This is a genomic window from Streptomyces wedmorensis (genome assembly GCF_000716445.1).
Taxonomy (GTDB): Bacteria; Actinomycetota; Actinomycetes; order Streptomycetales; family Streptomycetaceae; genus Streptomyces; species Streptomyces wedmorensis.
On record NZ_JNWK01000023.1, the window covers coordinates 44,924 to 56,891 of the forward strand.

The following is an 11,968-nucleotide window of genomic DNA, read 5'->3' on the forward strand; positions in this document are numbered from 1 at the left end:
CCGGGGTGCACCTCAAGGCCCTGACCCTCCGCGGATTCAAGTCGTTCGCATCGGCCACCACCCTCCGGTTCGAGCCGGGGATCACCTGTGTCGTGGGGCCCAACGGATCGGGCAAGTCCAACGTCGTGGACGCCCTGTCCTGGGTCATGGGCGAGCAGGGCGCCAAGTCGCTGCGCGGCGGCAAGATGGAGGACGTCATCTTCGCCGGCACGACCGGGCGCCCTCCGCTCGGCCGCGCCGAGGTCTCGCTGACCATCGACAACTCCGACGGCGCGCTGCCCATCGACTACGCCGAGGTCACCCTCACCCGGATCATGTTCCGGGGCGGCAGCAGCGAGTACCAGATCAACGGCGACACCTGCCGACTGCTCGACTTCCAGGACCTGCTCTCCGACTCCGGCATCGGGCGCGAGATGCACGTCATCGTCGGACAGGGCCAGCTCGACTCCGTGCTGCACGCCGACCCGATGGGCCGCCGCGCCTTCATCGAGGAGGCAGCGGGCGTCCTCAAGCACCGCAAGCGCAAGGAGAAGGCGCTGCGGAAGCTGGACGCGATGCAGGCCAACCTCGCGCGCGTGCAGGACCTCACCGACGAGCTGCGCCGCCAGCTCAAGCCCCTCGGCCGGCAGGCCGCCGTCGCCCGCCGGGCCGTCGTCATCCAGGCCGACCTGCGCGACGCGCGCCTCCGCCTGCTCGCCGACGACCTCGTCCGCCTCCAGCGGGCCCTCACGGCCGAGGTCGCGGACGAGGCGGCGCTGCTCGCCCGCAAGGAGGCCACCGAGGCCGAGCTGCGCGCCGCGCTCGCCCGGGAGGCGGACCTCGAAGCGGAGGCCCGCGCCCTCGTGCCCCGCCTGGAGCGCGCCCAGCAGAGCTGGTACGCCCTCTCCCAGCTCGCCGAACGCGTCCGCGGCACCGTCTCGCTGGCCGACGCGCGCGTGAAGAGCGCCACCACCGCGCCCGCCGAGGAGCGGCGCGGCCGCGACCCTGAGGACCTGGAACGGGAAGCGGCCCGGGTCCGCGAACAGGAGGCGGAGCTCGAAGCGGCCCTGGAGGCGGCCGAACGCGCCCTGGAGGACACCGTCGCCCACCGCGCCGAACTGGAGCGGGCGCTGACGGCCGAGGAGCGCCGGCTCAAGGACCTGGCCCGGGCCATCGCCGACCGGCGCGAGGGCCTCGCGCGACTCCACGGCCAGGTCAACGCGGCCCGCTCGCGCGCCGCTTCCGCCCAGGCCGAGATCGACCGTCTCGCCGCCGCCCGCGACGAGGCGGGGGAGCGGGCCACCGCGGCCCAGGAGGAGTACGAGCAGCTCAAGGCCGAGGTCGACGGCCTCGACGCGGAGGACACCGAGCACGCCGGACGGTACGAGGCCGCCCGCCGCGAACTCGCCGAGGCGGAGGCCGCCCTGAGCGCCGCACGCGAGGCGGCCGGCACCGCCGAGCGCCGCCGCGCCGCGACCCGGGCCCGGCACGAGACCCTCGCCCTCGGCCTGCGCCGCAAGGACGGCACGGGCGCGCTCCTCGCCGCCGGCCTCACCGGACTGCTCGGCCCGGCGGCCGAACTCCTCACCGTCACCCCGGGATACGAGATCCCCGTCGCCGCCGCCCTCGGCGCGGCCGCCGACGCGGTCGCGGCCACCGGACCCTCCGCCGCCGCCGACGCACTCCGCCTGCTGCGCAAGCAGGACGCGGGCCGCGCCTCGCTGCTCCTGACCGGCGCCCCCGAGCAGCCGCCCGCCATCGCCGACGGGTGCCTCCAGGTCGCCGAGCTGGTGCGGGGGCCCGCCGAACTCATGGGTGCCGTACGCCGGTTGCTGGCCGGCGTTGTGGTCGTCGAGGGCCTGGACGAGGCCGCCGAACTGGTCAGGGCCCGGCCCGCGCTGACCGCGGTCACCGCCGAAGGGGACCTCCTCGGCGCCCACTTCGCCCAGGGCGGCTCCGCCGGGGCGCCCAGCCTGCTCGAAGTCCAGGCCTCGGTGGCCGAGGCCGCCGCAGAGCTCGACGAACTGACCGTCCGCTGCGAGGCGTTGGCCGACGAGCAGCGCGAGGCCGACGAGCGGCGCCGTACCGCGGGCGCGCTCGTCGAGGAGCTCGACACCCGCCGCCGGGCCGCCGAGCGCGAGAAGTCCGCCGTCGCCCAGCAGCTCGGTCGGCTCGCCGGCCAGGCCAGGGGAGCGGCGGGGGAGGCCGAGCGGACCGCGGCGGCCGCCGCCCGTGCCCAGGAGGCGCTGGAGAAGGCCACCGCCGACGCCGAGGAGCTCGCCGAGCGGCTGCTCGTCGCCCAGGAGGCCACCGCCTTCGGGGACGGCGAGGACGAGCCCGACACCGCGGTCCGCGACCGGCTCGCCATCGACGGCTCCAACGCGCGCCAGACCGAGATGGAGGCGCGGCTCCAGGTCCGTACCCACGAGGAGCGGGTCAAGGGGCTCGCCGGACGGGCCGACTCGCTCGACCGGGCCGCCCGCGCCGAACGGGAGGCACGCGTGCGTGCCGAGCAGCGCCGGGCACGGCTGCGCCACGAGGAGCGGGTCGCGGGCGCGGTCGCCGCGGGCGCCCGCGCGCTCCTCGCCCACGTCGAGGTCTCGCTCGTCCGCGCCGAACAGGAGCGGGTGGCGGCCCAGTCCGCCAGGGCCGACCGCGAGGAGGGGCTGACGGCCGCAAGGACCCGCGCCCGGGACCTCAAGGCCGAGCTCGACAAGCTGACCGACTCCGTCCACCGGGGCGAGGTGCTCGGCGCCGAGAAGAGGCTGCGGATCGAGCAGCTGGAGGCGAAGGCGCTGGAGGAGTTCGGCGTCGAGACGACCGACCTGGTGGCGGAGTACGGCCCCGACCAGCCCGTGCCCGCGTCGCCGGTCGAGGACGGCACCGACCGGAACGGCTCCGACGACCCCGCCGCCTCGCCGCGGCCGTTCGTCCGTTCGGAGCAGGAGAAGCGGCTCAAGGCCGCCGAACGGGCGTATCACCAGCTCGGCAAGGTCAATCCGCTGGCCCTGGAGGAGTTCGCGGCGCTCGAGGAGCGGCACCGGTTCCTCTCGGAGCAGCTGGAGGACCTGAAGAAGACCCGGATCGACCTGCTTCAGGTCGTGAAGGAGGTCGACGTGCGCGTCGAGCAGGTCTTCACCGAGGCCTACCGGGACACGGCCCGGGAGTTCGAGGGGGTCTTCTCGCGGCTCTTCCCGGGCGGCGAGGGCCGGCTGATCCTCACCGACCCGGACAACATGCTCACCACCGGCGTCGACGTGGAGGCCCGTCCGCCGGGCAAGAAGGTCAAGCGCCTCTCGCTGCTCTCGGGCGGCGAGCGGTCGCTGACGGCCGTGGCGCTGCTCGTCTCCATCTTCAAGGCGAGGCCCAGCCCGTTCTATGTGATGGACGAGGTCGAGGCGGCGCTCGACGACACCAACCTCCAGCGGCTGATCCGGATCATGCAGGAGCTCCAGGAGTCGTCGCAGCTGATCGTGATCACGCACCAGAAGCGGACGATGGAGGTCGCGGACGCGCTGTACGGCGTCTCCATGCAGGGCGACGGCGTCTCGAAGGTGATCAGTCAGCGGCTTCGCTGAACCCCCCTTCTTCAAGTCTTGAACTCAAGAGCCCCCATGGCCTCGTTAAAGTCACATGACATCGACTATTGACTTCGAAACTTGAAGGCATAGTCTCTGCAACGTTGCTTTTACCTTCACGTGGTGGGCGGCGTGAAGTTGTGCGCCACTGGAAGGGCTTCCCCCCACCGAGGAGTCCATGTGACCAACACCGCGCAGGCGCCCACGCCGCCGCCTTCCGAAGGCCGAGCCGCCCACCCGGACCACCTCGGCCACGTCATCTTCATCACGGCCTCGGCCGCGATGGGTGGATTCCTCTTCGGCTACGACAGCTCCGTGATCAACGGCGCGGTCGAGGCGATCCGCGACCGGTACGACATCGGCTCCGGCACCCTCGCCCAGGTCATCGCCATCGCGCTGATCGGCTGCGCCATCGGCGCCGCGACCGCCGGCCGGATCGCCGACCGGATCGGCCGCATCCGCTGCATGCAGATCTCGGCGGCGCTGTTCGCCGTCAGTGCCGTCGGCTCCGCGCTCCCCTTCGCCCTCTGGGACCTCGCCTTCTGGCGGATCGTCGGAGGCTTCGCCATCGGCATGGCCTCCGTCATCGGCCCCGCCTACATCGCCGAGGTCGCCCCCGCCGCCTACCGCGGCCGCCTCGGCTCCTTCCAGCAGGCCGCGATCGTCATCGGCATCGCCATCTCCCAGCTGGTCAACTACGGCATCCTCCAGCTCGCCGACGGCGACCAGCGCGGTGAGATCGGCGGTCTGGAAGCCTGGCAGTGGATGCTCGGCGTGATGGTCGTCCCCGCGCTCCTCTACGGGATGCTGTCCTTCGCCATCCCCGAGTCCCCCCGCTTCCTCATCTCCGTCGGGAAGACCGACCGGGCCAAGGAGGTCCTCGCCGAGGTCGAGGGCCACGGCGTCGACCTGGACCACCGCGTCGCCGAGATCGACCGCGCCATGCGCAGCGAGCACAAGTCCACCTTCAAGGACCTGCTCGTCGCCGGCGGCAAGTACCGGCTGCTGCCCATCGTCTGGGTCGGCATCGGGCTCTCGGTCTTCCAGCAGCTCGTCGGCATCAACGTCGCGTTCTACTATTCCGCGACCCTCTGGCAGTCCGTCGGCATCGACCCGTCGAGCTCGTTCTTCTACTCGTTCACCACGTCGATCATCAACATCATCGGCACCGTGATCGCGATGGTCCTGGTCGACCGGGTCGGCCGCAAGCCGCTCGCCCTCGTCGGCTCCGTCGGCATGGCGATCGCCCTCGCCGTCGAGGCCTGGGCCTTCTCCGCCGACCTCGTCGACGGCAAGCTGCCCGAGACCCAGGGCGTCGTGGCCCTCGTCGCCGCCCATGTCTTCGTGCTCTTCTTCGCCCTCTCGTGGGGCGTGGTGGTCTGGGTGTTCCTCGGCGAGATGTTCCCCAACCGGATCCGGGCCGCGGCCCTCGGCGTCGCCGCCTCCGCCCAGTGGATCGCCAACTGGGCCATCACCGCCAGCTTCCCGTCCCTCGCGGACTGGAACCTCTCCGGCACCTACATCATCTACACGGTCTTCGCCGTGCTCTCGATCCCCTTCGTGCTCAGGTACGTCAAGGAGACCAAGGGCAAGGCGTTGGAGGAGATGGGCTGATCCCCGCTGCCCCCCTCCTCGCGACGACTGCCCCGGCCGAGGCCTCACGCCTCCGGCCGGGGCGGTACGTCGTCTCAGGCCCCGAGCCCCGGCACCACGTCGTCGCAGAACAGCCGAAGGCTCCGCCACCCCTCCTCCACCGGCATCCCGCCGCACAGCGGGTGCAGCACCACGCTCTCCAGCCCGAGCGCCAGGCACTCCTCGGGCGTCACGACCCGGTACACCCCCTCCGCCCGCAACTCCGCCACCGTCGTCGCGGACGACCGCACCGCCGAGGTGATGTCCTTGGACTGCCAGGAGGCGTACGTCCGCGCCTCGTGCAGGAAGTGCTCCCCGTACTCCGCCCAGGTCCGGTCCGGGTCCCGCGACAGGTGCAGCAGCGGGGTCTCCTCGGCCGGCATCATCGTCCAGCCCTCGGTGCCGTACTCCGCGCACCGCTCCCGGTAGTACGCGTCGAGCTCCGGCAGGTGCGCGCTCGGGAAGAACGGCAGCCCGAGCCGGGCCGCCCGCCGCGCCGCCGCCCGCGACGAACCGCCGACGAGCAGCATCGGATGCGGCTGGGTGAAGGGACGCGGGGTGACCCGTACCGTACGGCCCCGATACGTGAACGGCTCCCCGGTCCAGGCCGTGAGCAGGGTCTCCAGGAGCTCGTCCTGGAGCCGGCCGCGCCGGCCCCAGTCGACCCCGCGCTCCTCGTACTCCTCCGGCCGGTAGCCGATGCCCGCCACGGTGACCAGCCGCCCGCCGCTGAGCAGGTCCAGGACCGCGATGTCCTCGGCCAGGCGGAGCGGGTCGTGCAGCGGGCCGATGATCGCCGAGACGGTGACCGCGATCCTGCGCGTCGCGCCGAAGACCGCGCCCGCGAAGGCGAAGGGGGAGGGCAGCCAGTTGTTCTCGACCCCGTGGTGCTCCTCGGTCTGCACGGTGTCGACGCCGTGCTCGTCGGCGTACGCCGTCATGGCGAGCGCGGCCCGGTAGCGCTCCGAGAGGGATGCGGGGGTCGCCCGGGGATCGACGAGGTTGAACCGTACGACGCTGAACGGCATGGGAAGTCCCCCTTCGCAGGTGCGCGGAAGGGGGACGGTAGCTGACGAAGCGTCAGATGGAAACGGTCTCGCGCACTTCGGCGACCGCCGCCGGAGCCTTCGGCGCGGTGCGCGGCAGCACCGCGTACAGCACGCCCGCGACCACGATCGTCGCCGCCCACCCCAGGCCGTTCTCGCCGATCCACGAGGACGCGAGCGGACCCGAGAACCAGTCGACCTTGGTGAACAGCAGGCCCACGATCAGCGCCACGGCCCACGCCGTCATCGCCTGCCAGGCGAAACCGCCCCGGTACCAGTAGGCGCTGGTCCTGGTGGTGTCCATCAGCGCCGCGGCGTCGTACGACGTCCGGCGCAGCATGTCCACGCCGAAGACGCCGATCCACGCCGAGAACGCCACCGCGAGCAGGGTGAGGAAGGAGATGAACGAGCCGATGAAGCTGGTCGCCACCACCATCAGGAGGAAGCCGAAGACCAGGCTGATCACGGCGTTGACGCTCACCGCCGCCGCACGGGACACCTTGATGCCCAGGGTCTGCGCGGTGAACCCGGCCGAGTACATCGACATCGAGTTGATCAGCAGCATTCCGATCAGGGCGATCACCAGGTACGGCACGGAGATCCACATCGGCAGCAGCTCGCCGATGAAGGAGACCGGGTCCTGTGCCGCCGCCAGGTCCGGCGTGGACACCGCCATCACCGCGCCCATCAGCACCATCGGGAGCACCACGATCCCGGCGCCGCCGATCGTCGAGCCGACCATCGCCCGCGAGGAGGCCGTGCGGGGCAGGTAGCGGGTGAAGTCGGGGCCCGACGGCACCCAGCTGATGCCGCCGGCCGCGATGGTGCCGATGCCCGCGACCAGCATCGCGGTCGAACCGGCCGGCTTGTCGAAGACCGCCGACCAGTCGGTGTTCGCCGCCAGGTAGACCAGGACGAGCACCGAGAAGGCGCCGAAGAGGTACGTCGACCACTTGCTGCACACCCGCAGCGCCTGGATCCCCAGCCCCGACACCAGGAACGTGCAGGTGACGAAGAGAAGCAGCGTCACCACGATGAGGAGCGTGTTCGACTTCACGCCGAAGAGCAGGTCGAGCACGGTCAGCACCGCGTACGCCCCCGCGACCGCGTTGATCGTCTCCCACCCCCAGCGGGCCACCCAGATGAGCGCACCGGGAAAAAGGTTTCCGCGCTGACCGAACACGGCCCGCGACAGCGCCATGCCGGGCGCCCCGCCGCGCTTGCCCGCGATCGAGATCACTCCGACGATCCCGTACGACAGGACCGGCGCCACGATCGCCACCGTCAGGACCTGCCAGAAGTTCAGGCCGTTGAAGACGACGAGCCCGGCGCCCATGGTGAGCAGCAGCACGCTGATGTTGGCCGCGACCCAGGTCGGGAAGAGCTCGTGGACCCGGCCGGTCCGCTCGGCGTCGGGGACGGGTTCGAGACCGCGGGTCTCCATGGCGCCGTCGAGCGTCGCGCCTTCGGCATCGGAGGCGTGGGGCATAGGGGTACTCCGTTGGACAGATGTGGGGGAACCACCCACTCTACGTGCTCCGCCCACGGCGCCTTCGTGGCCGATACTGGACCCGTTATGGAACTCATCCTTGCTGTAGTCATCGCCCTGGTCGTCGCGGTCGCCGTGACAAGCGGGCTCGTGATCAGCGGTCGCAAGAAGAAGCAGCTGCCGCCGGCCGAGCCGCCGTCCACCACGCCGACCATCACCGCTCCGCCCGCCGAACCGCACGTCGGCGACGAGGCGGAGACGCCGCGGGAAGAACCACGGCGCACCGTCGAGGAGGTCGACCTTCCCCCGACCGAGGCCCCCGAGGCCCCGGTCGCCGTCGAGGAGCCCGAGGCTCCCGCCGCCCCCGAGATCGAGGTCCCGGAGCCCACCGCGGGCCGTCTCGTACGGCTCCGGGCCCGCCTCGCCCGCTCCCAGAACTCGCTCGGCAAGGGGCTGCTGACGCTCCTGTCCCGCGAGCACCTCGACGAGGACACCTGGGAGGAGATCGAGGAGACCCTCCTCACCGCCGACGTCGGCGTCGCCCCCACCCAGGAGCTCGTCGACCGGCTCCGCGAGCGGGTCAAGGTGCTCGGCACCCGCAGCCCGGACGAGCTGCGCGGCCTGCTCCGCGAGGAGCTCGTCGCCCTCCTCGGCCCCGACCTCGACCGCACGGTCAAGACCGAGAGCCCCGCGGACGTCCCGGGCATCGTCATGGTCGTCGGCGTCAACGGCACCGGCAAGACCACCACCACCGGCAAGCTGGCCCGCGTCCTCGTCGCCGACGGCAAGTCCGTCGTCCTCGGCGCGGCCGACACCTTCCGCGCCGCCGCCGCCGACCAGCTCCAGACCTGGGGCGAGCGCGTCGGTGCCCGCACCGTGCGCGGACCCGAGGGCGGCGACCCGGCGTCGATCGCCTTCGACGCGGTCAAGGAGGGCATCGCCGAGGGCGCCGACGTCGTCCTCATCGACACCGCCGGCCGCCTCCACACCAAGACCGGCCTCATGGACGAGCTCGGCAAGGTCAAGCGCGTCGTCGAGAAGCACGGCCCGCTCGACGAGATCCTCCTCGTCCTCGACGCCACCACGGGCCAGAACGGCCTCATCCAGGCGCGCGTCTTCGCCGAGGTCGTCGACATCACCGGCATCGTCCTGACCAAGCTCGACGGCACCGCCAAGGGCGGCATCGTCGTGGCCGTCCAGCGCGAGCTGGGCGTCCCGGTCAAGCTGGTCGGCCTGGGCGAGGGCCCGGACGACCTGGCTCCCTTCGAGCCCGGCGCCTTCGTCGACGCCCTGATCGGCGACTGACACCCCGTACGGCACACGGAAGGGCCCCCGCCATCCGATGGCGGGGGCCCTTCCGTGTACCTGGGGTCAGAAGTGCGTCCGGTGGCAGATGTACGCCAGCGTGCCGAGCAGCAGCCGTGCCTGCGGCGGCGCCCCCGCCGTGTCGAGGGTCGGCGGCCGCAGCCAGCGCACCGGCCCGAGCCCGCCCAGGTCCGACGGGGGAGCGGTGATGTGGCTGCCGGGACCCAGACAGTGCAGGTCCAGATCGGCGTCGTCCCAGCCCATCCGGTACAGCAGCTGGGGCAGCTCGGCCGCCGCGCCCGGCGCCACGAAGAACCGCGCCCGGCCGGTCGGGGTCGCGCACACCGGGCCGAGCGGCAGCCCCATGCGCTCCAGGCGCACCAGCGCCCGCCGGCCCGCCGCCTCGGCGACCTCGATCACGTCGAAGGCCTTGCCCACCGGCAGCAGCAGCGCCGCGCCCGGGTACTCGGACCACGCCTTCACGGCGTCGTCGAGGCCGGCGCCGGCCGGCACCGGTTCCGCGAAGGAGAGGGGGTGTGCGCCCGGGGCCGCGCACGCCCGGTCCCCGCAGGAGCACTGGCCGGACACGGCCCGAGCTCCGGGGGCCACGTCCCAGCCCCACAGTCCTGTGTACTCCGCCACCGCTGTGCACTCCGTGGTGCGTACGCGGCGGCGTGCGCCGGACCGCATCTCACGAATGCCGCCGATCGTGAAACCCATGCCCCCTCCAACGGGTCGAGCGCGCCGGTGGTTACGACCCGGAGCACCGTCGTCACCCTTCGTCACGTTTCCGTCGCCGAATGTGGCGCGCGGTCGTGCGGGGGGTGGTGCGGGCCGCCGCGCGCGCCTCTCCGCGCTTCCGTCCGCCGACTCCGGTTCGTCGCATGTCAAGTGAATCGCGTTCCACGGGCGGCGAGTTCATTCGAAGGGGTGGCGAATGGTGGCGTTTCTTGAATCGCCCTCGTAGAGGGGTGATCGTAGGATTACTTTCGGTACTCGAACCCCGGGGGCCACGTGCACGCGCGGGTATGCCGGAGGCAACCCGGTTTCCAGTTCGAAGGAGCGCGAACGCCGGACGTGTGCCGCGGGACGCGGCATTCTGATAGGGGTTCGCACGACAGGCAATCAGGTGGATGGGGGCGTTCCAGTGGGCGGCAACGGCGCAGACGGTACGACTGCCGGCAAGCGCCCGAACGAGCAGCTGGGCTCGTGGTTCGTGCGCAGCGGCTGGTCCAAGGGCGAACTCGCGCGGCAGGTGAACCGCAGGGCGCGCCAGATGGGCGCGCACCACATCTCCACCGACACCTCGCGGGTGCGCCGCTGGCTCGACGGCGAGCAGCCGCGCGAACCCATCCCGCGCATCCTCTCCGAGCTGTTCTCCGAGCGCTTCGGATCCGTCGTCGCCGTCGAGGACCTCGGCCTGCGCACCGCCCACCAGTCGCCGTCCGTCTCCGGCGTCGACCTGCCCTGGGCGGGGCCGCAGACAGTCGCCCTGCTCAGCGAGTTCTCCCGCAGCGACCTCATGCTCGCCCGCCGCGGCTTCCTCGGCTCGTCCCTGTCGCTCGCCGCCGGACCCGCCCTCATCGAACCGATGCAGCGCTGGCTCGTCCCCACCCCGGCCGGTGACATCGAGCGGCCCGACCCCCTCGCCGACGTCCGCCGCCCCAACCGGCTCTCCGAGGTCGAACTCGACCTCCTGGAGTCCACCACCGCCATGTTCCGCAAGTGGGACGCCCAGTGCGGCGGCGGACTGCGCCGCAAGGCCGTCGTCGGACAGCTCCACGAGGTCACCGACCTCCTCCAGGAGCCCCAGCCCACCGCCACCGCCAAGCGCCTCTTCACCTGCGCCGCCGAACTCGCCGAACTCGCCGGCTGGATGAGCTACGACGTGGGCCTCCAGCCCACCGCCCAGAAGTACTTCGTGCTCGCCCTGCACGCCGCCAAGGAAGCCGGCGACAAGCCCCTCGGCTCGTACATCCTGTCGTCCATGAGCCGCCAGATGATCCACCTCGGCCGGCCCGACGACGCCCTCGAACTCATCCACCTCGCCCAGTACGGCAGTCGGGACTGCGCCACCCCGCGCACCCAGGCCATGCTGTATGCGATGGAGGCCCGGGCCTATGCCAACATGGGCCAGCCCTCCAAGTGCAAGCGGGCCGTCCGGATGGCCGAGGACACCTTCGCCGACGTCGGCCTCGACGGCGAGCCCGAGCCCGACTGGATCGGCTTCTTCTCCGAGGCCGAGCTCAACGGCGAGAACTCCCACTCCTACCGCGACCTCGCCTACGTCGCCGGACGCTCCCCGACCTACGCCTCGCTCGCCGAGCCCGTCATGGAGCGGGCCGTCGAGCTCTTCGAGAAGGACCCCGACCACCAGCGGTCGTACGCGCTCAACCTCATCGGCATGGCCACCGTCCACCTCCTCAAGCGCGAGCCCGAGCAGTCCGTCGTCCTCGCCGAGAAGGCCCTCGGGGTCGCCCGCAGCATCCGCTCCGAGCGGGTCAACACCCGCCTGCGCAAGACCGTCGACCACGCCGCCCGCAACTACAGCGACGTCGCCGAGGTCGTCCAGCTCACCGACCGGCTCACCCAGCTCCTGCCCGAGGCCGCCGAAGCGGTCTGACCCAGGGCCCCCGCGGCCCGCACAGACCCCGGCCGCGCCGGACGTCCCGTACTGCCCGACTCGGCTCCCCCGCCGCAAGGTCACACGGACGCCGGCGCGGCCGGCTTTTTCTCGTGCGGAGGATACGGACGTTACCTCCTCGTGACCCGGCCGTTCACGGCCGCGTAACACGCCCCATCCCTTCGTCACTGGGCCGAAACATCGAGCGGCATCGACGGAAACCGCGCTGCGCGAATCTCTGGCCCATAACCGGCCACGCCCCTCGCGGCCGGCCGCTCTCTCCGGCCCCGCCCCGCACAGGCCGTACCGACGACGA

The 11,968-nt window shown here is 72.1% G+C and carries 7 protein-coding genes; 4 read left to right on the forward strand and 3 right to left on the reverse strand.

The annotated features are described in order from the left end of the window. Positions 1-5 precede the first annotated feature (5 nt). Positions 6-3,557, forward strand: a complete 3,552-nt coding sequence (gene smc / locus OO54_RS19470; RefSeq protein WP_033204759.1) for a chromosome segregation protein SMC — start codon at positions 6-8, stop codon at positions 3,555-3,557. A gap of 180 nt (positions 3,558-3,737) precedes the next feature. Next, the gene (locus OO54_RS19475) at positions 3,738-5,171 is read left to right on the forward strand and encodes a sugar porter family MFS transporter (protein ID WP_033204761.1); all 1,434 of its coding nucleotides are present in this window, start codon (positions 3,738-3,740) and stop codon (positions 5,169-5,171) included. Positions 5,172-5,245: 74 nt separating this feature from the next. Here the strand turns inward: OO54_RS19475 and OO54_RS19480 are convergent, their stop codons facing one another. Further along, a complete protein-coding gene (locus tag OO54_RS19480) occupies positions 5,246-6,217 on the reverse strand; it encodes an LLM class flavin-dependent oxidoreductase (RefSeq protein WP_033204763.1) in 972 nt (323 codons plus the stop codon). 52 nt (positions 6,218-6,269) lie between these two features. Further along, a complete protein-coding gene (locus OO54_RS19485; RefSeq protein WP_033204765.1) occupies positions 6,270-7,724 on the reverse strand; it encodes a cytosine permease in 1,455 nt (484 codons plus the stop codon). Positions 7,725-7,811: 87 nt separating this feature from the next. On the opposite strand from OO54_RS19485, the gene ftsY reads away from it, so the two are divergent. After that, positions 7,812-9,029, forward strand: coding sequence for a signal recognition particle-docking protein FtsY (gene ftsY, locus OO54_RS19490; protein ID WP_033204766.1), 1,218 nt, complete (start codon positions 7,812-7,814; stop codon positions 9,027-9,029). Between the two features lie 66 nt (positions 9,030-9,095). On the opposite strand, the gene OO54_RS19495 is transcribed toward ftsY, so the two are convergent. After that, complete coding sequence (locus OO54_RS19495) at positions 9,096-9,749, reverse strand: bifunctional DNA primase/polymerase (protein WP_033204768.1); 654 nt, start codon at positions 9,747-9,749, stop codon at positions 9,096-9,098. A gap of 427 nt (positions 9,750-10,176) precedes the next feature. Here OO54_RS19495 and nsdA point away from each other — a divergent pair, with 427 nt between their 5' ends. Further along, complete coding sequence (gene nsdA, locus OO54_RS19500) at positions 10,177-11,652, forward strand: transcriptional repressor NsdA (RefSeq protein WP_026057597.1); 1,476 nt, start codon at positions 10,177-10,179, stop codon at positions 11,650-11,652. The last annotated feature ends 316 nt before the right edge of the window (positions 11,653-11,968 follow it).

Excerpts from the sequence above, each read along its gene's own strand:
- OO54_RS19480 (WP_033204763.1), bottom strand. The coding sequence starts at position 6,217 with ATGCCGTTCAGCGTCGTACGGTTCAACCTCGTCGATCCCCGGGCGACC.
- OO54_RS19485 (WP_033204765.1), bottom strand. The coding sequence starts at position 7,724 with ATGCCCCACGCCTCCGATGCCGAAGGCGCGACGCTCGACGGCGCCATG.
- ftsY (WP_033204766.1), top strand. The coding sequence starts at position 7,812 with ATGGAACTCATCCTTGCTGTAGTCATCGCCCTGGTCGTCGCGGTCGCC.
- OO54_RS19495 (WP_033204768.1), bottom strand. The coding sequence starts at position 9,749 with ATGGGTTTCACGATCGGCGGCATTCGTGAGATGCGGTCCGGCGCACGC.